Source organism: Salinispora vitiensis (assembly GCF_000378825.1).
Classification (GTDB): domain Bacteria; phylum Actinomycetota; class Actinomycetes; order Mycobacteriales; family Micromonosporaceae; genus Micromonospora; species Micromonospora vitiensis.
The window spans coordinates 161,472-179,490 of sequence record NZ_KB900388.1 but is presented as its reverse complement, the minus strand read 5'-3'; the positions used below and the strand labels follow the sequence as shown (position 1 = coordinate 179,490).

The window sequence follows — 18,019 nt, the reverse complement described above, 5'->3', positions numbered from 1 at the left end:
CTCCGCTGTGCGCTACCGCCGCCGAGCGGGAGTTGCCGTGCTGGGCGGCGGTGTCTTCCGGGCCGGCGGTGATGGATGTCAGCGGGTGCCCGTGCGCCCCGGTGGCCGGCAAGGGCCGGTCGTGATCCGCGACCGAGATGCCGCCCTCGGCGGGCCGGTGCGGGAGCCGGGCTGGTGCGTGTGCGGGCACCTGGAGCCGCTACACACACTGCGGGCAGGCCGCCGGGGCGGCTGCTCCACCTCGACGTGCGGATGCGGCGGCTACGAGCCCGGGGCCGGTGTCATGCCGGCCCCGGGCCCCCGGCCGGCACCGGCCGACCTGAACACCATGACCAGCCGGTACACGGCGTACGCCGACGCCCGCGACAGTGGCCGGCAGCCAGACGTCGCACTGCTCGCTGCCGCCGTGGCCGACGACGTACCTGGGTGGGTCGCCGAGGTGCACCGGCTGGAGGCGCTGCGGCGGGAGCTGGCCGCCGAGCTGGACCGGCTCCGCGATGGGAGCGACCAGTGACCTGCCACCTGTACCGGGCTGTGTGGCCCATCCTCGACGACACCCGCACCCGCTCGGCCCTGATCGCTGAGGCGTCCGCCGGCCTCGACGCCATGGCCCGCACCGACGGCGCCCGCATCACCGGACAACCAACCTGGACCGTCACCGGGGACCGGCTCGTATGCGAGGCGCCAGCCCAGCCCCTACCCGCCGACGAACCAGTGGACGTCGCCGGGCTGGCCGACAACGACACCGTCGTACGCCGACTGGCCGGCCTGCACTGGTCACACCGGCAGATCGCTGCCACGACCGGCATACCCGCGTCCACGGTCCGCGGCATCATCGCCCGAATCAAGGAGACACACGTATGAGCACATTGGACATCAAACAGTGGTGTGCTGACCGTGCCGATCACTTCAGGGCCTACGCAACGCGCAAACCAGCGCTGCACGAGGACCGCGACGCCGCCCTCGTCGCCTGGACCATCCACTGCCTCGGCGACCCGAAGCAGGACATCTCCCGCGACGTCCTGGCCGCCATCGCTGCCCGGCACGGCCTCGCTCTGACGGCCATCCACCGGCCCACGCCCCACGAAATCATCACCCGCCTCCGCGCCACCCCCTGACCGGTCGGGCGGCCCCGGGAGGGGCGGGGCCACGACCACCCCCGCACAGAACAGCGCACAGATAGGACGTCGAGGATCGATGAGTGTCCGGGTAATGACCTGGGTGTGGGAACAGTCGCGGTCAACCAAAACTGACCGTCTGGTCCTGCTCGCCATCGCCGATTGCGCCGCGGATGACGGCAGTAACGCCTACCCGAGCATGGCCGAGCTGGTCCGCAAGACCGGGCTGACCGACCGGGGTGTGCAGAAGGCCATCGCCCGCCTGGTCGAGCTGGGCGAGTTGTTTGTGGGGCGCAACAGCGGCCCGAAGGGCTGTAACCGGTACCGCGTCGTCATGCCTACCCCCGAACACCGTTCACCCCCGAACACCGTTCACCCCCCGAACGATGTTCCCCCGAACACAGTTCGGCCCCCCGAACACGGTTCACCCCTACCCCCGAACGCCGTTCGGGTCACCCCCGAACGGCGTTCACCCGGAACCGTCCTTGAACCGTCAATAGAACCGTCAGTAGAACCTTCTCCTTCGCCGCACCCGACGAAGGACGTCGCGATCCCCGACCGAATCGACGTCGAGCAGATCTGCCGCCACCTCGCCGACCGCATCGAAGCCAACGGCTCCAAACGCCCCACGATCACCAAAGCGTGGCGCGACGCCGCCCGACGACTCATCGACCGCGACGGCCGCACCGTCGACCAGATCACCCGCTGCATCGACTGGTGCCAAGACGACCAGTTCTGGCGCTCCAACATCCTCTCGATGCCCAAACTCCGCGAAAAGTACGACCAACTCCGCCTCACCGCCCAACGCAGCCAGGCTCTCCGACCATCCACTACCGACCAGCGGGTCAACGCCGCCCTCGAACTCGCCGCCCGCTACGCCGCAGAGGAGGCGTCATGACCAAAGCCGAAACAGCGCTCATCCTCGCCGCTGCCGCAGCCCGCGACCTACGCACCGTCGGAGACGCCGACGTCCTCGCCTGGCACGAAGACCTCCACGACATCACCTACCCCGAGGCCCGCGAAGCCCTCCGACGCCACTACCGCGACAGCACCGACCGAATCATGCCGGCGCACATCCGCCACCACACCCGCACCATTCGCGACGAACGGCGCCGCCAGGTCGCCCACCAGGTCCGGGCCCTGCCATCGCGATACGAGGACGACGCCACCCGCGACGCACGGGCCGCCCGCGGCGCCGAACTGTGCCGACAAGCCATCGCCGCCGCGAACACACCAACCGACGAAGAACCGCCCCAGCCGCTGACGCCATCTGACGAGATCCGCCAACGGGCACTCGACCGCGCCCACGCCGAACGAAAAACCGGCCGCGTGCCGGGCCTGTCGTCCGTCGGCGACGTCCTGAACCAAATCGTCCGCCGCAAGTCCGCCTGAGAAGACCCGCCGCCATGTCTGAGATCCACACCGTCCACACCGCCCGCACCGCCCACGACTGCCAGGCAGAGCCCTGCGCGAACACCATCCGCCCCGGCGACCGGTACCTTGCCGCCGCCCTGCCCCCCGGTGACGAGCATGTCGGTAACGAGCACTGGGGACGGCTGCGCATCTGCGATCCCTGCGCCACCCGCTGGGGTCAAACCCTCGACGAGCAGGCCACCCCACGCCGACACGCCCAGCACACCTGAGGAGACGCCATGACCCACGCCCGTCTACCCATCCACCGCGACGACAACGGTGCCACCATCACCATCGAGCGCGACGCCGCCCTCGACCGGCTCTCCGAGGTGTGGGCAGCACTTAACCGGGCCCGGACCACCGGCCCCGCCGGAGCCGCCGAGCGGATTGACCAGCTCGCAGCAGAGCGGGACCAGGCCCGCGCCGCCCTCGGCGAGACCCGCGAGCTGATCGACCAGCTCGCCGCGCAACGACACCGCGCACGCGCCACCCTCACCACCGCACGCGACCTGATCGCCACCCTCGACGACGTGGTCGAGCAACTCGACGAGGTACAGGCGCGATACGCCACCCGCCCCGGTTCCACGGCCGGCGGCGCGCAGGATGCCGTGCCGCCCGCTGAGAGCCACGCACAGCCCCGCGTAGGCCCCGAGCGGGATACATACCCCCCAATCGACATGCAGGCGTTCCTCGACTACTCCACGGCGGAGTTCGCCGCCGCGCGCACCGCCGACGAACGCTGGGCAGCCATTCGCGACCTCTTGGAGGGCTGGCATGACCGCTGGGACGCGGCCTATCCCGGGGCCGTCACCGACGAGTACGACGGCATCGCCCGCCACCTCGTCGCCCTCATCAACATGGCCGCCGCGGCGTGCCCCCTGGAGGCCGCGCCGTGAGTAGCGCATGGCGCGGCGGCAGCACCAGCGCCTGGAGACGACTACGCGCACACGTGCTCGCCCGCGACGGCTACCGGTGCCGCGCCCACGCCGACGGCTGGTGCGACCGAGTGCCCGGCCAGCACACCTGCACCAGGCTGGCCCTGCCCGGCGGGCCCAACGCCGGACACGCACACCACACCCACGGCCGCACCGTCACCGGTGACGACCCGCAGCACATCGTGGCCGCGTGCCGGGCCTGCAACCTGCACATCGGAGACCCGACAGCGCACGCGGACCCGCCGAATCGGGCGGTAAGCCGATGGTGAGCGCCGCTTTTTCCGAGGTGGGGGGCCGGCGACACCCGCCGCCATGTTCTTTTTTTGCGCGCGACCACTGAGGGATGGTGATCATTTTGTCTGGTAGTGGTGGCTCAATCTCTGAGGCGTTGGCGGATTCGTTGACGGATGCCGAGTTGCTGCCCCGTGACGGTGCTGCTGTGCGGTTGGCGCAGCGGTACGCGTCCGAGCTGGACGACGGCGACGGGGACACCGTGGATCGGTTGGGGCCGAAGTTGTTGGCGGTGTTGACGGCGTTGGGGATGAGCCCGGCCGGTCGTGGGGTGAAGGGTGGCAGTGGCGGTGATGGTGTCCGGAGTCGGCTCGATGAGTTGCGGGAGCGTCGGGAGCGGCGTGGTGCTGGGTAGCACGGTCGCGCGGGTGTTCACGCCGCCGCTGGCCTCGGGTGCGGCGGGTGAGTGTGGGTGTGGGTGTGCGCTGACCGCGGCATTGTCGTACGGGTTTGATGTGGCGTGGTTCGCCGAGCATGTGTTGGGTCGGCCGTTGGACGCGTGGCAGCGGTGGGCGGCGATTCATGGTGGGGAGTTGCTGGCCGATGGGCGGCCGAGGTTCCGAAAGCTGTTGATCATCGTGGCGCGGCAGCAGGGCAAGACGTACCTGTGTCAGGTGTTGACGCTGTTCTGGCTGTTCGTGGAGCGGTGGCCGATGGTGTTGGGCACGTCAACGAACCTGGGGTACGCCAAGGAGTCGTGGCAGACGACGGTGGAGGTAGCGGAGACCGTGCCGGACCTGGCGGCGGAACTGCCGGCGAATGCGGTGCGCAAGGCGGCCGGTGAGGAGTGCCTGACGACGGTGCACGGATCCCGGTACAAGATCGCGGCGAGTAACCGTAAGGGGGGCCGGTCGCTGTCGATCGACCGGTTGGTGCTCGACGAGCTGCGCGAGCATGCGGATTGGTCGGCGTGGGGTGCTGCGTATAACGCGATGTCGGCCCGTCCGCGCGGTCAGGTGGTGGCGATCACGAACCAGGGTGATACGTCCAGCGTGGTGCTGGACTCGCTGCGCAGGGAGGCCGTGGCGTTCATCGCCTCCGGTGAGGGTGATGAGCGGCTGGGGCTGCTGGAGTGGTCGGCGCCGGAGGGTTCCGATCCGGAGGACCCGGCCGCACTCGCTCAGGCGAATCCGAATCTGGGGCGCCGTACCGAGCTGGGTGATCTGCTGGCGGATGCTCGTCGGGCGACACGAAACGGTGGTGAGGAGCTGGCGACGTTCCTGACCGAGATCCTGTGCGTGCGGGTCAACAAGCTGGATGCGGCGATCGACCCGCGGCACTGGGCAGCGTGCCTGGACCCGGCGCCGGTCGACGTGGCGCAGCGGCAGCGTCTGGCGGCGTGTGTGGACCTGTCCCCGGACGGAAACCACGCAACCCTCGCGGTGGCGGTGCTTGAGGATCAGCGGGTGCGCGTGGAGACGGTGCACGAGTGGTCGGGCCCGGACGCGGCCTCGCAGTTGGAGCGGGAACTCGCCGGCTGGGCGCAGCGGGTCCGGCCGACGACGCTCGGGTGGTTTCCGGCCGGTCCGGCGGCAGCCGTGGCGGCGAAGCTCGCGGACCGGCGCCAGCACGGTGTACGTGGTTGGCCGCCGCGCGGTGTTGCGGTGGCGGAGATCCGTGGGGAGACGACCGCGGTGTGCATGGGCCTGGCCAAGGAGATCACCGCAGGCACGTTGGCGCACTCGGGTCAGGCCATGCTCGACGCGCAGATCGGGGCGGCGGAAAGGCTGGCGCGGGGTGATGCGTGGGTGTTTGGTCGGGCCGGGGATCAGCCGGTTGACGCGGTGTGGGCGGTGGCGGGGGCGGTGCATCTGGCGCGGACGGCTCCGGTATCGCGCCACGTGTCTCGTCGCGCACGTAACGCGTAGACAGCGAGTTGAACCGAAGATTCGAAGGTTTGAGCCACCCCAAACCGATGATTCTTCGGGCGGGCGGGTAGGGTGGGGGCGTGGGATGGCTGAGCGCGGCGAGACAGCAGCTATGGGAGCTGCTGTCCGCACCCCGCCCGCTGGCCCTGGACGAGATGCCGCAGGCCACCTTCGATTCGACGGTGCGGCCGGTTGATCGGGTGGTCGCGGACATGCACGCGGGCACCCCGGGACGGGTTAGTCGGGAACAGGCGCTGTCGGTCGCGGCAGTCCAGCGGGGCCGTAACTCGTTGTGCTCGATTGCGACGTTGCCGTTGCGGTCGTACAAGGGCCTAGAGATTGTTCGTAGCCCGTTTCTAGAGCAGATCGACCCGGACCTGCCGAACGTCGTCACCCTCGCTCAAACGATCGAGGATTTGGCGTTCGACGGGATCTCATGGTGGCTGATCACCGCGCAGGACTTCGCCGGTTTCCCAGTCGCCGCACGGCACCTCGACGTGCGCACGGTGAGCCTGACCGAGCCGACGGGCGCGGTGAACCCCTTCCCATCCGGTGTGGACGCGCGTGGTGTACGGGTCGTGTGGGTTGATGGTGAGCCGACCCCGGTTGACCGGGTGATCCGTTTCGACTCCCCGAACCCGGGATTGCTGTCGGCGAACGCGCGGGCGATCCGACGAGCCTTGCTGTTGGACCGGCTGGCCGCCACCTACGCCGACAATCCGCGCCCCACGGACTATTTCACCGACGGCGCTGATCCGTCGGTGGATCCGATGGGCGACGACGAGATCGACGCCTTCCTCGCCGAATGGAAGGCGGCGCGCAAGGCGGGCGGTACCGGCTGGATCCCGTCGAGCGTGCAGCGGGTCGACGTGGCCACCCCGTCGCCGGCCGAAGTGCAGCTGGTGGAGCTGCAACGCCAGGTCACGCTGGAGATCGCCAACGGGCTCGGGGTGGATCCCGAAGACCTCGGGGTGTCGACGACATCGCGGACGTATTTCAACGCGCAGGACCGCCGGACCTCGAAGATCAACGAAACGTACGCGCCGTTCATGCAGGCCATCACACAGCGGCTGTCGATGGGCGACGTAACCCGTCGTGGTCACCGCGTCGCCTTCGACCTGACCGACTACCTAAAGCCTGACGCCGCCGCCCAGGCCTCCTACTGGAAGGCGCTTAAGGACATGGGTGTGGTCGACGAGCAATGGATCGGCGAGCAGGCCGGCATCTCGGCTGACGTGGTAGCCCGAGCCGCCAGCTCCGCACCGGTCGAACCGCCGCCGGCTGTAGGGGACATTAACCAGAGAAACGTCGATGCGTCTCGGCTCGCCGGTGCCCGCTTCACTGACGATGGTCCGGCTATGACGTTCGCCGGTGGCGACTTCGCGGGCGGCGCCGAGCCGGCAAAGGTCGACGTCGAGAAGCGCACGATTACCGGGCTGGCCGTGCCGTACAACAAGGTTGTCCGTAAGTACGGGCTGGCGTTTCGGTTCAAGCCAGGGTCACTTCAGTACGCGAATGTGTCACGGATCAAGCACCTACGCGACCACCACCTACCGGTCGGTGTGACCGCGTCAGTGACAGAGACCCGTAATGGCCCGGTCGTCAAGTTGCAGGTACTCGACGGGCCGGACGGTAGCCCGGCCAAGCTTGAGCGTGACCAGCTGCTGTACGACGCCCAGCACGGTCTCTACGACGGGCTCTCCGTCGGCGTCGACTTCTCGATCAACCCCACCGACGGCGATGTCGTGTGGGACGACAAGGACCAGGTCTACGACGTGTTGCGGGCGCACTGGCGGGAGACATCCTCAACGCCCATGCCCGCGTTTGACGACGCCCGCGTGACCAAGGTGGCCGCGAGCAGAAACGTACATGGAAAGGGGCGATCCGGGATGCCGGACGAGCAGGAGCCGACCGAGGCTCAGACCACGCCGCCGGCCGCCGGTGTGCAGCTGGACCAGGACCAGATGACCGCGCTACTGACCCGGCCCGGCGCGATCCAGGCACTGGTGGCCGCGCAGTCACCCCCGGCGCGGCCGGAGGCACCAGCAGTGCCCGACGGCGGACTCGTGCTGTCAGCCGAGCAGGTCGACGGGCTGATCCGTGGCGGGCAGCTCGGTGCACTGCTCGGCGTACCGCAGCTAACCCCCGCCCCGCAGGGCGGGCAGGAGCAGGAGCGGCAGCCGGTCGACCCGACCCGCCGCACCATCACCGCCAGCCAGGTTCGCGAGGAGTTGCCGTACCGGTTCGACCGGGCCGGCAACCTCACCCGCGGTCAGCACGACTTCTCGACTGACCTGATCGCGGGTTCACGTGGTGACGGTGAGGCCCTGGAGCGGGCGCAGGCGTTCATGCGGTCGCAGTTCGACGGAGCGATGCGCGCCAAGCCTCCACTCGGACGCACGGAGTTCACGGTCGACACCAGTGACGCGGCGGCGGTGAACCCGCCCCGACAGCGGCCCGACATGTACGTCGATGACCTGGAGTACGCGACACCGCTGTGGGACTTCGTCCACCGGGGCACCCTCGGCGACGTGACCCCATTCGTGGTACCGAAGTTCGCCACCAGCGGCGGCCTTGTCTCCGATCACACCGAGCGTGTGGAGCCGACCTCCGGCACGTTCAAGGCGACCAGCCAGACCATCACCCCCACCCCGCTGTCCGGGAAGGTAGAGATCACCCGGGAGGCGTGGGAGCAGGGCGGAAACCCGCAGCTGTCCGGGCTGATCTGGCGGCAGATGCAACGCGAGTGGTACGAGGAGCTGGAGACCGCAACCGGCGCCTTCCTCAACACCCTTACCGCGGCCGTGGACATCAACCTCGGCTCATCCGGTGACACTCCGCCCGTGGTCGACGACGTGCTCGACGGCGCCTGGTCCGCGGCGATGGCAGGGTTGCAGTTCGTCAAGGGTGGGCACCGTTTCCGGGCGTTCGCCGTTCACCAGAACCTGTATCAGGCGTTCGTGGCCGCGGTCGACTCCACCGGCCGCCGGCTGTACCCGCCGCTGGCCCCGCGTAACGCCACCGGCACCGCCGCCCCCCGCTGGGGAACTCTCGACCTTGGGGGCGTCACTGGTGTCCCCTCGTGGGCGCTGGGCGCGGCCGGTCCTGGCGCGATGAACAGTTGGCTGTTCAACCCCGACGACGTGCACGGTTGGGCATCTGCCCCGCAGCGACTCCAGTTCGAATACCGCGTCGCGTTCGTCGATGTCGGGATTTGGGGCTACAAGGCGTTCGCGAACACCCGCATCGACGGTGTCCGTCAGGTCATCTACACCACGGTCTGATCCGGAGGCAGCGATGGCCAACGACAAGACGCGGTCAACGGCCACCCAGGTGGCCGACGAGGTGGAGCAGCTGCGCGCCGAGCTGGCTCGGCTCACCGAGCAGGTGACCGAACTGTCCCGCGCTGTCTCCCGGATCGACCGGCGGTACCGACTCGACCCGAGGGGTAGCCGTGGCCTGGACGCCTGACTACCTCACCGCCGAGGACGCGGCGGAGTTCGTCCGCGCCCCCGGCGTTGACCTGGCGGAGCTGGCGATCTGGTGCACGGCCGCGTCCCGCGCCATCGACAAGCGGTGCAACCGCCAATTCGGGCGCACCGACGCGTTGACGACCCGCACCTACCGGCGGCCGGCGGTGTATGACGCGGTATCCGCGCTGTGGCTGCTGGAAACCGACGACGTGCACGACCCGACCGGACTGACCGTCAACGGCCAGCCCTACGCCGACGCGGGGGCGGTTTTGCTGCCCGACGACGCGCCCGACAGCGGGCGGCCGTACGAGCGGCTGGGCTTCACCGACTGCCCCGACGCTCCCGTGGCCGTGGCGACCTCCGGGTGGGGCTGGACGGCGGTACCGACGCAAGTCTCCGCTGCGGCCCGGTTGCAGGTGTCGCGCTGGTCAACGCGCCGAGACAGCCCCTACGGAATCGCAGGTAGCCCGGAGGCCGGCTCCGAGATGCGGCTGCTGGCCCGCCTGGACCCGGACGTGTCCACGACCCTTGCCGGCCTGGCCCGGCGCCGGAGGGTGGGGTGAGTCGTGGATTTGGATGATGTCGCCGCCGAGTTGCGTACCGCGCTCCAAACCATCACCGGATTGAACGTGCCGCAGTGGGGCACCGAGCGGATCGCCTCACCCGCGGCGGTCATCGGGCTACCGGAGCGCATCGACTACGACGGCACCTACCAGCGAGGCTCCGACCGCTACCCGGACCTGCCGGTGATCGTGCTCCTCGCGCGGCCGAAAGACCCGATCACCCGCCGCGCCATCGCCCCCTACACGGCCGGGGCCGGACCCGCCTCGGTCAAACAGGCGATTGAGGCATACCCGTACACCAGCTGCGATGTGGTGGCCGTGGACTGGGCCGAGTTTGAGGACGTCACCCACGCCGGAGTCGACTACCTCGCCGCCATTTTCCACCTTTCTATTACTGGCCAAGGGGCATCACTCATGGACGCATCACCCTCGGCGTAGGCGTAAGGAGACCACAATGGCATTTGTTCACGGCAAAGACACATATCTATCGCTGGACGGAAACGACCTATCACCGTTTACAAAAACGAGCAGCATTGAACAGGAGTCCGACGAACACGACGTCACCACCTACGGCAGAGACGACTACGTGTTCACCGGCGGACTTCGTAAGGGTTCGTTCAGCATGGGCGGCGTGTACGACAACACCGACAGCGGCCCCAAGGCGGTCATTGAACCACTAATAGGTGCCGTCGTCACGCTCATTCGCCGCGCGGAGGGCACTGACGTCGGCCTGCCAGAAGAATCCGTCGATGTCTTAGTAAAAAAGTACACCGAGACTAACCCGGTAGCAGACATGATCACGTGGTCTTGCGAACTGACAATATCCGGCACCATCACCCGAACCGTACAGTAAGTAGGAGTCGACGTGAAAGAGAAGCTGATTAGCCCTCGGATCGCCGAAGACGACGTGGAAATCAATGGTGTAGGTACGGTACGCGTGCGGGCGGTTTCGCGGCACTCGCTGCTAACCGCAGGCAAGGGAGTGAACGAGGACAGGGACCCGGCGCTGGTTGAGCGGCGGATGCTCGTCGCCGCCCTCGTAGACCCGCCGCTAACGATGGCGGAGGCCGAACAGTGGCAGAAGAATGCGTCGGCGGGGGAAGTCGGCACGGTTTTGCAACGGGTCCGGGAGCTGTCGGGCTTGACCGAGGGGGCCGCCAAAAGCAGCCTATAAGGACTTTGATTCTGACCCGGAGCTGGAGTTCGAGTTCTACCTCGCCGACCGCCTCGGATTGACTATTGAGAAACTGCGGCACTCAATGACGCAGGACGAGTTTGTTCGCTGGGTGGTCTTCCACGGGCGTAAGGCGCAGCGTCGGGAGTTGGCGATGAGAAACCCAGGACGGAGGTGAGCACGTTGGAGCCAAAAATCGCGGTCCTCGGCTTGCGGGATTTTTCCCGCAAGCTGCGGCAAGTCGATGGGGAAGCCGTGAAGCAGCTACGGATCGTCTTCAACGAGGCCGCAGGACTCGTGGTTGCCGACGCCCGTCCTAAAATTCCAAGGCGATCCGGCCGTGCCGCCGGATCGCTGAAGATGCGGTCGAGCCGGACGGCCGTCCGAATCGCTATGGGTGGAAAACGGGCACCGTACCTGCCGTGGCTCGATTTCGGAGGCCGGGTCGGCCGCAACCGGTCGGTAGCGCGGCCCTTTCTGCGAGATGGGCGTTACCTCTACAAGTCTTTCCGTGATCGGCGGCCGGACGTGCAGGACGCAATGGAGTCCGGTGTCCGACGCATTGCCCGTGCCGCTGGCCTGGAGGTGGACTGATGCCGTCTCAGGTCACGCTGACATTCGGTGGGGATGCTGACGCCCTGGTCAAAGAGGCCGCGCGGGCTCGGGCGGCTACCGAGAAGGTGGGCAAGTCGGCAGTCGTGGCTGGGGGCGACTTTAGCCGAGCGGCTGGGCAGTCGTCTGGGCTCACTGACCGTATGGCTAAGCTTGGCAACATTGTGGATGGTGCGTCCACGGCGATCGGTGACGCGGCTGGCACTATGCAGGCCCTCGCCGACGTCGAGACCTTCACTGCACGTAAAGCCCAGGAGCACGCTCGGGCGCTTAACGACCTGGAGCAGGCGCAGGCCGACGTCAACCAGGCGTTAATTGACGGCAAACAGGCGACGCTTGATGTGGGTCAGGCGCACCTTGACGCGGAGCAGGCTGTCCTGGATGCGGAGACCGCGCAGCAGGAGTACAACGAGTCGATCAAAGAGCACGGCAAGGGTAGTGCTGATGCTAGGCAGGCATCCATTGACCTGCGACAGGCACAGGAAGACCTCAAGCAGGCGAACCTTGACGTGGAGCAGGCGACACAGGATGCCACTCAGGCCACCATCGACGCCGAAAGCGCGCAGCTTGACGCCAATGATGCGATGATGGCCGCAAATCCGCCGGACCTGCAAAAGTGGGCTGACCAGATAAATTTGGTCGCGCCACTGTTGCAGGGACTGGTGGGTGTGGTCGCGTTGGTAACTGCCGCTCAGTGGGCGTGGAATGCTGCGCAACTTTCCAGCCCCACTACGTGGATCATCATTGGCATTGTCGCGCTGGTCGCCGCCATCGTCATGATTGCCACGAAGACGGATTGGTTCGCTCGGGCGTGGCGCGCCTCCTGGAAGTGGATTAAAGATGCTGCGGCGGACGCCTGGAATTTCATCAAGAAGATCCCCGGGTGGACAGCCACCGCATTCGGCAAGATTGCCTCAGTGATTTCGTGGCCGTACCGACGGGCATTCAACCTCATCTCTACAGCGTGGAACGCCACCGTCGGTCGCCTGTCATGGACAGTGCCGACATGGGTGCCGGAATTCGGAGGAAACAGGATCAGCGCGCCGACCCTGCCTACATTTCACGCCGGAGGCCGAGTGCCCGGGGCTCCTGGACAAAACGTGCTGGCGCTACTCCAAGCGGGCGAGACAGTCACCTCCGTCGCCGGTAGAGCTGGCACCACCCTCACCATCGACTCCGCCGGGGCGCAGCTGGATGACCTGCTGGTGGAGGTGCTGCGGCGGGCGATCACGGTCCGCGGTGGCAACGTCCAAACGGTACTGGGCCGATGAACAGAGTATTTGCGTACACGGTGGAGTTGCGGTGTGGCCCGCTCGGTTGGGTCGACATCACCCCTGACGTGCGTGCGGAGCCCGGCCTGACGGTGCGGCGCGGTGTCCGCCGGCCGGGCCACCACGCGGACCACACCACACTGCATCTGCGGGTCGACAACGGCTCCGGCCGGTACTCGTGGCATAACCCGGCCTCGGATCTGCACCCGTACCTGGGGCGCAACACGCCTATCAGGGTGTCCGCTGGTCGGGCGGATGGCCCGTTGGTGGGCCGATTTTGGGGTGAGGTGTCGTCGTGGTCGCGTGGCTGGTCAACCACCGGGGCGGACCGGTGGGTGGACCTGGAGTGCGCGGGCCTGCTGCGTCGCTGGGGCCAAGGCGCGTCGCCCTCGTGGTCGGCGGTGCGCCACGCCATCGAGGCCACTAGCCCAGTGGCGTATTGGCCACTGGAGGATGGAGAGCTGGCGGAGTCGGCCGGCGCGGCGGTATCCACGGCACCGCCGATGACCGTGATTGGGGAGGTCGAATTTCGGCCACTGGATAGCCGACGCATTACGAGTTTTGGTGGCTACACCGTGACATGGGCCGTTGCGGCGTTGGCGGACCTGGCCGCAGGTGGATCACTGTCGGCGCAGGTACCCGCTGAGGCGACCGCGGCTACGGGTGCCGCTAAGGCGCACACCGTACATATCACGTGGCAAACAGAGTTGGCGCCATCGCGGCCGGATGTAGATCACGTGCTGCTGGAGTGGACCACCCAGGGCGGGACGTTGACCCGCTGGCAGATGCGCATCACAGCGATACCTACTCGCACGCAATTCGTCGCCATCGATAACAATGGCGCGGAGTGGATAGTGTTCGAAAGGTTCGGGTACACGTCCAGTCTGGAGGATCTGTCAATTTGCCTCAGCGAAGTAAACGGTATCGCGTATTTAGAGGTTTATGAAAAGTGGCCGGCCCCGAGATACTCCGGGTCGGTTTTGGGGACGCTGGGAGGTGTGACCTCGATTTCGGTTAATCCGGACCGGGCCCCATCTGACTCGATATTCCCGGTAGGCCACCTCGCGCTTTGGGCGTCTGGGCCTCCACCGGTGTTGCCGGCATGGTCCGTGCGCGACCTATACGGCGAAATTGTGCTAGCACACATTAGGGGGTATGAGCGTGAGGATGCCGCCGACCGTATCGTCCGGACCGCCGCCGCAGCTGGTGTCACCGTCGCCGTCTCGGACGTGTCGGACGCGCACTCGACGCGGATGGGGGTGCAGCAGATCGGCACCGCCGCCGAGGTGATCGCCGCCGCGATCGAGGTCGACGGCGGGATACTGGCGGAGTCCCGGGACTCCGAGGATCTGCGGTACCTGCGCCGTATCAGCCTCTACAACCAGGCGCCGCTGACGCTGGACTACAGTGCCGGGCTGCTGATCCCGCCCGTGGCACCGGTCGACGACGATGGTCTTATCCGGAATGACGTCACGGTCCACCGTACCGATGGTGGGTCAGCCCGGGCCACGCAAACGACCGGACCGCTGGCCGCCCTGCCGCCGCCGGACGGGGTGGGCGTCTACCAGGATGAGCGCACCCTGCTCCTGATGTCAGACGCGCAGCTCGCCGACCACGCCGGGTGGACACGTCATCTCGGCACTGTGGACGAGCCACGTGTACCGGGGCTCACCGTCCAGCTCGCCGCCCCGGGCTGGCAGGCCGACCCGGGGCTCTTGGATGCGGCCCTAGCCGTCGATGCCGGCGATGTCATCGACGTTGTCGGCCTGCCAGCCTGGCTGGCCGCTGACCTGCTCCAGCTACGCCTGCTGATCACCGGGTATACGGAGACGATCACCGAGCGCGAGTGGCGGATCACGTGGACGGGTGAGCCTGCCGCGCCGTGGGACGTGGCGGTCGCCGGCGGCCCGCAACGTGTCGCGGCGGACGGCTCCACCATCGCGGCCGTAGACGCCGACACGCTGACACTCGCTCTGACCTCGCCCCCCGCAAATGGGCCCTGGACCGTCGACCCCGCGGACTTTCCGATGGATCTCCGGATCGGCGTCGAGGAGCGCGTGACCGCCACCGGGATCACCGGCACCGGACTCACCCAGACCGTGACCCTGGCCGCCCGCGCCGTCAACGGGGTGAGTAGGTCCTGGCCGGACGGCACGGAAGTGCAGGTATGGGACCCCGCAGTGGTGCCCCTATGAGGAGGACGAAAGCATGACGTGGCAATCGGGGATGTTCCTCACCCCCGCCCGACTCGGCGGCGCGACCTGTGTCATGGCGACGCATGAGGCGGTGTCGATTCCGAATGCCTTCTATACCAAAGTTGCGCTCCCTGTCGAGGTCGAGGATTCGGGTGGTATGGCGGATCCGGCCGAGGGCCGGATCTTCTGTCGCCGAGCAGGGCTCTATCGCGTGTCGGCGGCGGTCGGGTTCAGCCTCAATTCGGTCGGGTCGCGCGCTCTCGCCGTGTATCGCTTCAGCAGCCCCTCCGGCATCGGGACCGCGGTCCCGGCGACGCCCTCCGGGATCAGTGCGCGACTATCGGCGTCCGGGCTCATCCGGCTAGCCGTCGGCCACCACCTCGAGGTATTTGTGTGGCAAAACAGCGGTGGCGCGCTCAATTTATATAACCAATTTGGTGTCGCAGCACGCCTCGATGTCGAATGGGTGTCCCAATGACAAGGAGCAAGATGTCCAACAATCTGCACCCAATCCCGGAGCATCCGGAGCAGCACATCGGGGAGCAGATCCCCGACCCGTGGTCGGACCCCGCCGAGACCGACTGGCCAGTTGTGGAGGTGAACACCGATGGCATGGACCGTGGTGCCTAACCTGGATGAGGCGCGAGACCAGCTCAACAGGCGATTCCCCAAACGGGACACCAGATCGGACGGCTCGATCGGCGATACCTCACACCAGAGCGCCCCGTCGAGCCACAACCCGGACCGGACCGGCCGACCCGAGTATGGCGACGGCGACCACCTGGACGAGGTACGGGCCCGGGACTTCGACGCCGACCTGCACGACCCGGGCGGGGTCACGATGGAACAGGTCGTGCAGCTGTGGGTGAAGCTCGCTCGCTCGGGCGCGCTGTGGTGGGTGCGGTACATCATCTACCAGGGCCGGATCTGGCACCGCCGGCACAACTTCGCCACGCACGCGTACACCGGCTCTAACCGGCACATGACCCACTGCCACGTGAATTCTGACTTCACCCAGGCCGCCGACACGGTACGGGGCACGAACTGGCAGCTGGACCAGCTTGCCGGGACAGCACCGGTGCGGCCGGCGCCCGGGCCCGCAGTGCCGTACCCGCTGCCAGCCGGGCACTACTTCGGCCCCCGTAGCGGAGGGGATCGGTCGGTGTCGGGCTACTACCGCAGGAGGTTCAACGGCAAGTCAGATCGAGAGTGGCTCGCGATGTGGACCAAACAGCTCACCCGCCGGGGCTGGCCCGCTGGCAAGGGCCGCCGCTACCTGCGCAGGAGCGGCGCCGATGGCCTGTACGGGCCGGAGTACCGAGAGTTGATCAAGGCATTCCAGGCCGACCAGGGCCTCACCCGCGATGGGCTGCTGGGCCGCAAAACCTGGGACGCCGCCTACAACAACCCGATCCGTTAGCCAGGAGAACCAGTGAGCACCACCGGACCACCACCAGGCGGCACCTCGCCACTAGTCGTAGAGATCGGCTTGAAAGAGATCTACGACCAGTTGGTCGCGCTAAACACGAACGTCCAGGTCCTGGCCAAGGACCTCAAGGACCTCACCCAACAAGGCGACGACCATGAGCGCCGCCTACGCGCCCTGGAAAGCGCGCGATGGCCGCTGCCCTCACTGGCCGCGGTGGTCTCCATCATCGCCCTGGTGGTGTCGATCGTCGGCTACAACGCCTTCGGCTGAGGTGGCAATACCGGACCGATCCAACCGCTGTCGCACCTCGACCGCGTGCTCCCGGGCCACGGCCATGTCCGCACCGGCCGCCTGGAGCAGCTCCACGATCGGTCCGTTGATGCCGTGCGGGTCGACCAGCGCCACTCCGGCCTGGATACCCAGCAGCACGGGATCCTCGGTGACCGCCCGCACCGCAGCAACCGCCACCTCGCGGGGCGCGTCCCGCATGCCGTCGGTGCCGTACCGGCGGGCTGTGCCGGACAGCTCGGCCAGGACAAGCCGCTGTGGCTGCGGCAGCGACGGCACATCCACCATCCCCCGACCGTACCCAAGGAGCCCAAGGAGGCACCCCGATGACTCACGACTACCTGGTCTCACTCATTCGTACCGCTGTCCCCGCCGCCGTCGGCGCCCTGCTCGCGTGGCTGGCCTCGACGGCGGGCATCGTGCTCGACGCCGACTCGGGCACCGCGCTGACCGCGGGCGTGGTGGCGCTGGCGATGGCCGGCTACTACGCGCTCGTCCGGGTCGCAGAGGCGCGGTGGCCGCGGCTGGGGGTACTGCTGGGCACGCCGGCAGCGCCCCGATATGAGGCGCCGGCCGGGCGGCAGTAACGGTCAGGGCTAGCGGCGTCCGTCGCGGATCTGGTAGAGCCGGGCCCGCGTGACGCGGGCGGCTGCGGCGATATCGTCTCGCCGCAGCTCGGTCTGTAGCCCTGAGCGCACCAGCTCGTCGCGGCGGGCAGACAGGCGGTCGATCTCGCCTGTGACCTCCTCCAGCTCGACGAGGATTTGTGCGGCGCGTGTTGCGACGGCTCCGATACTGTACGACTCGTCAATCGCCGCGGTGATCATCTCCACTCCTGCTGGAGTGGCGGTGTGGGTCACGGTGTCCCAAAGGTCGTCGTCGTCGCGGATCTGGCCCGCGTGTACCTCCGCGGCCTCGACCGCGGCCTCAAGGGCGATGCCGTGCCGGTCGGCGATCTCCGCCGCCAGGTCGTCGATGCTGGTTCCGGCGACGTGCTCGCCGTCCGGCTCGCTGCCGGTATCGGCGTCGGAGCCACGCCAGACTCTCACCCGCCAGTTGCTGCCGTCGGCGATGGTCTGGTGTGCGGCGACCTCGGCGGCGACCTCGGCGGCAGTGTCGTCGCTCTCGACGTTCTCTGAGGGGGCTAGGGCCTGCCAGATGCCGCCGTCGTGGTTGCTGGCCTGGATTTCGATGGTGTAGGTGGCCATGGTTTGCTCCCGTATTCGGTTCCGCTGATGACATCATCATATAGCGCGCTACACCTTGATGTCAAGCAAACTGTATAGCGGAGAGTCGCAGCACTCGCCCGGACCAACCGAAGACGATGACCTGACCTGGACACGCAAACGCCCCTCCCCGCCCAGCCCCGCACGGGGTGCCGGCCTATAG

26 protein-coding genes are annotated in these 18,019 nt (G+C 67.6%); 24 read left to right on the top strand and 2 right to left on the bottom strand.

Translation table 11 applies throughout. From position 1 onward, the window contains the following. Positions 1 to 124 precede the first annotated feature (124 nt). The 23 genes from SALPAC2_RS27670 (at position 125) to SALPAC2_RS0100805 (ending at position 16,612) form a co-directional block, all read left to right on the top strand. The gene (locus SALPAC2_RS27670) at positions 125 to 514 is read left to right on the top strand and encodes a hypothetical protein (RefSeq protein ID WP_397540890.1); all 390 of its coding nucleotides are present in this window, start codon (positions 125 to 127) and stop codon (positions 512 to 514) included. Then, positions 511 to 864, top strand: a complete 354-nt coding sequence (locus SALPAC2_RS0100905; protein WP_018214751.1) for a hypothetical protein — start codon at positions 511 to 513, stop codon at positions 862 to 864. Before SALPAC2_RS27670 ends, SALPAC2_RS0100905 begins: the two co-directional genes overlap by 4 nt. Beyond that, positions 861 to 1,118, top strand: coding sequence for a hypothetical protein (locus SALPAC2_RS0100900; protein WP_018214750.1), 258 nt, complete (start codon positions 861 to 863; stop codon positions 1,116 to 1,118). The genes SALPAC2_RS0100905 and SALPAC2_RS0100900 overlap by 4 nt, the downstream gene beginning before the upstream one ends. A 94-nt stretch (positions 1,119 to 1,212) precedes the next feature. Continuing rightward, entirely contained in the window at positions 1,213 to 2,016 is an 804-nt protein-coding gene (locus tag SALPAC2_RS0100895; RefSeq protein ID WP_018214749.1) for a helix-turn-helix domain-containing protein, read from the top strand. Further along, the gene (locus tag SALPAC2_RS0100890; RefSeq protein ID WP_018214748.1) at positions 2,013 to 2,510 is read left to right on the top strand and encodes a hypothetical protein; all 498 of its coding nucleotides are present in this window, start codon (positions 2,013 to 2,015) and stop codon (positions 2,508 to 2,510) included. Before SALPAC2_RS0100895 ends, SALPAC2_RS0100890 begins: the two co-directional genes overlap by 4 nt. Positions 2,511 to 2,524: 14 nt before the next feature. Next, on the top strand, positions 2,525 to 2,761 hold the full coding sequence (locus SALPAC2_RS0100885; protein WP_018214747.1) for a hypothetical protein: 237 nt from the start codon (positions 2,525 to 2,527) through the stop codon (positions 2,759 to 2,761). Between the two features lie 9 nt (positions 2,762 to 2,770). Then, positions 2,771 to 3,427 (top strand): hypothetical protein, encoded by a 657-nt coding sequence (locus SALPAC2_RS26635; RefSeq protein ID WP_018214746.1) that lies wholly within the window; start codon positions 2,771 to 2,773, stop codon positions 3,425 to 3,427. Continuing rightward, complete coding sequence (locus SALPAC2_RS0100875; RefSeq protein WP_162561275.1) at positions 3,424 to 3,735, top strand: hypothetical protein; 312 nt, start codon at positions 3,424 to 3,426, stop codon at positions 3,733 to 3,735. The genes SALPAC2_RS26635 and SALPAC2_RS0100875 overlap by 4 nt, the downstream gene beginning before the upstream one ends. A 74-nt stretch (positions 3,736 to 3,809) precedes the next feature. Next, on the top strand, positions 3,810 to 4,112 hold the full coding sequence (locus tag SALPAC2_RS27155; protein WP_027657285.1) for a terminase small subunit: 303 nt from the start codon (positions 3,810 to 3,812) through the stop codon (positions 4,110 to 4,112). Continuing rightward, positions 4,102 to 5,625, top strand: coding sequence for a terminase large subunit (locus SALPAC2_RS0100865; protein ID WP_223874053.1), 1,524 nt, complete (start codon positions 4,102 to 4,104; stop codon positions 5,623 to 5,625). The genes SALPAC2_RS27155 and SALPAC2_RS0100865 overlap by 11 nt, the downstream gene beginning before the upstream one ends. Positions 5,626 to 5,705: 80 nt before the next feature. After that, positions 5,706 to 8,909 carry a phage portal protein gene (locus tag SALPAC2_RS0100860; RefSeq protein WP_018214742.1) on the top strand — a complete coding sequence of 1,068 codons (3,204 nt, stop codon included), beginning with the start codon at positions 5,706 to 5,708 and terminating at the stop codon, positions 8,907 to 8,909. A gap of 13 nt (positions 8,910 to 8,922) precedes the next feature. Next, positions 8,923 to 9,096 (top strand): hypothetical protein, encoded by a 174-nt coding sequence (locus SALPAC2_RS27150; RefSeq protein ID WP_018214741.1) that lies wholly within the window; start codon positions 8,923 to 8,925, stop codon positions 9,094 to 9,096. Next, positions 9,080 to 9,661 (top strand): hypothetical protein, encoded by a 582-nt coding sequence (locus SALPAC2_RS24220; protein ID WP_018214740.1) that lies wholly within the window; start codon positions 9,080 to 9,082, stop codon positions 9,659 to 9,661. The genes SALPAC2_RS27150 and SALPAC2_RS24220 overlap by 17 nt, the downstream gene beginning before the upstream one ends. 3 nt (positions 9,662 to 9,664) lie before the next feature. Continuing rightward, positions 9,665 to 10,099 carry a hypothetical protein gene (locus tag SALPAC2_RS0100845; protein WP_018214739.1) on the top strand — a complete coding sequence of 145 codons (435 nt, stop codon included), beginning with the start codon at positions 9,665 to 9,667 and terminating at the stop codon, positions 10,097 to 10,099. A 16-nt stretch (positions 10,100 to 10,115) separates the two neighbouring features. Then, entirely contained in the window at positions 10,116 to 10,514 is a 399-nt protein-coding gene (locus tag SALPAC2_RS24215) for a hypothetical protein (protein ID WP_018214738.1), read from the top strand. A 12-nt stretch (positions 10,515 to 10,526) separates the two neighbouring features. After that, positions 10,527 to 10,835 carry a hypothetical protein gene (locus tag SALPAC2_RS27145; RefSeq protein ID WP_033661737.1) on the top strand — a complete coding sequence of 103 codons (309 nt, stop codon included), beginning with the start codon at positions 10,527 to 10,529 and terminating at the stop codon, positions 10,833 to 10,835. A 174-nt stretch (positions 10,836 to 11,009) separates the two neighbouring features. Further along, positions 11,010 to 11,429, top strand: coding sequence for a hypothetical protein (locus tag SALPAC2_RS0100835; protein WP_018214736.1), 420 nt, complete (start codon positions 11,010 to 11,012; stop codon positions 11,427 to 11,429). Then, positions 11,429 to 12,718 (top strand): hypothetical protein, encoded by a 1,290-nt coding sequence (locus tag SALPAC2_RS25400; RefSeq protein ID WP_018214735.1) that lies wholly within the window; start codon positions 11,429 to 11,431, stop codon positions 12,716 to 12,718. Before SALPAC2_RS0100835 ends, SALPAC2_RS25400 begins: the two co-directional genes overlap by 1 nt. Positions 12,719 to 13,851: 1,133 nt before the next feature. Then, positions 13,852 to 14,913 (top strand): hypothetical protein, encoded by a 1,062-nt coding sequence (locus SALPAC2_RS25395; protein WP_162561271.1) that lies wholly within the window; start codon positions 13,852 to 13,854, stop codon positions 14,911 to 14,913. 13 nt (positions 14,914 to 14,926) lie between these two features. After that, complete coding sequence (locus SALPAC2_RS24200) at positions 14,927 to 15,391, top strand: hypothetical protein (RefSeq protein ID WP_018214733.1); 465 nt, start codon at positions 14,927 to 14,929, stop codon at positions 15,389 to 15,391. Positions 15,392 to 15,402: 11 nt separating this feature from the next. Continuing rightward, positions 15,403 to 15,543 carry a hypothetical protein gene (locus SALPAC2_RS27425; protein ID WP_018214732.1) on the top strand — a complete coding sequence of 47 codons (141 nt, stop codon included), beginning with the start codon at positions 15,403 to 15,405 and terminating at the stop codon, positions 15,541 to 15,543. Next, on the top strand, positions 15,521 to 16,333 hold the full coding sequence (locus SALPAC2_RS0100810) for a peptidoglycan-binding domain-containing protein (RefSeq protein WP_026184271.1): 813 nt from the start codon (positions 15,521 to 15,523) through the stop codon (positions 16,331 to 16,333). Before SALPAC2_RS27425 ends, SALPAC2_RS0100810 begins: the two co-directional genes overlap by 23 nt. Positions 16,334 to 16,345: 12 nt before the next feature. After that, positions 16,346 to 16,612, top strand: coding sequence for a hypothetical protein (locus SALPAC2_RS0100805; protein ID WP_018214731.1), 267 nt, complete (start codon positions 16,346 to 16,348; stop codon positions 16,610 to 16,612). Here SALPAC2_RS0100805 and SALPAC2_RS0100800 read toward each other — a convergent pair. Beyond that, complete coding sequence (locus tag SALPAC2_RS0100800; RefSeq protein WP_018214730.1) at positions 16,544 to 16,918, bottom strand: hypothetical protein; 375 nt, start codon at positions 16,916 to 16,918, stop codon at positions 16,544 to 16,546. The two genes, SALPAC2_RS0100805 and SALPAC2_RS0100800, sit on opposite strands and share 69 nt — an antisense overlap. A 38-nt stretch (positions 16,919 to 16,956) precedes the next feature. On the opposite strand from SALPAC2_RS0100800, the gene SALPAC2_RS0100795 reads away from it, so the two are divergent. After that, positions 16,957 to 17,217, top strand: coding sequence for a hypothetical protein (locus SALPAC2_RS0100795; protein ID WP_018214729.1), 261 nt, complete (start codon positions 16,957 to 16,959; stop codon positions 17,215 to 17,217). Between the two features lie 9 nt (positions 17,218 to 17,226). On the opposite strand, the gene SALPAC2_RS27665 is transcribed toward SALPAC2_RS0100795, so the two are convergent. Next, complete coding sequence (locus SALPAC2_RS27665; protein ID WP_018214728.1) at positions 17,227 to 17,838, bottom strand: hypothetical protein; 612 nt, start codon at positions 17,836 to 17,838, stop codon at positions 17,227 to 17,229. Positions 17,839 to 18,019: the final 181 nt, after the last annotated feature.

Coding starts and splice junctions, on each gene's coding strand:
- SALPAC2_RS0100900 (WP_018214750.1), top strand. CDS start 861: ATGAGCACATTGGACATCAAACAGTGGTGTGCTGACCGTGCCGATCAC.
- SALPAC2_RS0100895 (WP_018214749.1), top strand. CDS start 1,213: ATGACCTGGGTGTGGGAACAGTCGCGGTCAACCAAAACTGACCGTCTG.
- SALPAC2_RS0100890 (WP_018214748.1), top strand. CDS start 2,013: ATGACCAAAGCCGAAACAGCGCTCATCCTCGCCGCTGCCGCAGCCCGC.
- SALPAC2_RS0100885 (WP_018214747.1), top strand. CDS start 2,525: ATGTCTGAGATCCACACCGTCCACACCGCCCGCACCGCCCACGACTGC.
- SALPAC2_RS26635 (WP_018214746.1), top strand. CDS start 2,771: ATGACCCACGCCCGTCTACCCATCCACCGCGACGACAACGGTGCCACC.
- SALPAC2_RS27155 (WP_027657285.1), top strand. CDS start 3,810: ATGGTGATCATTTTGTCTGGTAGTGGTGGCTCAATCTCTGAGGCGTTG.
- SALPAC2_RS27150 (WP_018214741.1), top strand. CDS start 8,923: ATGGCCAACGACAAGACGCGGTCAACGGCCACCCAGGTGGCCGACGAG.
- SALPAC2_RS24215 (WP_018214738.1), top strand. CDS start 10,116: ATGGCATTTGTTCACGGCAAAGACACATATCTATCGCTGGACGGAAAC.
- SALPAC2_RS25400 (WP_018214735.1), top strand. CDS start 11,429: ATGCCGTCTCAGGTCACGCTGACATTCGGTGGGGATGCTGACGCCCTG.
- SALPAC2_RS24200 (WP_018214733.1), top strand. CDS start 14,927: ATGACGTGGCAATCGGGGATGTTCCTCACCCCCGCCCGACTCGGCGGC.
- SALPAC2_RS27425 (WP_018214732.1), top strand. CDS start 15,403: ATGTCCAACAATCTGCACCCAATCCCGGAGCATCCGGAGCAGCACATC.
- SALPAC2_RS0100810 (WP_026184271.1), top strand. CDS start 15,521: ATGGCATGGACCGTGGTGCCTAACCTGGATGAGGCGCGAGACCAGCTC.
- SALPAC2_RS0100800 (WP_018214730.1), bottom strand. CDS start 16,918: ATGGTGGATGTGCCGTCGCTGCCGCAGCCACAGCGGCTTGTCCTGGCC.
- SALPAC2_RS0100795 (WP_018214729.1), top strand. CDS start 16,957: ATGACTCACGACTACCTGGTCTCACTCATTCGTACCGCTGTCCCCGCC.
- SALPAC2_RS27665 (WP_018214728.1), bottom strand. CDS start 17,838: ATGGCCACCTACACCATCGAAATCCAGGCCAGCAACCACGACGGCGGC.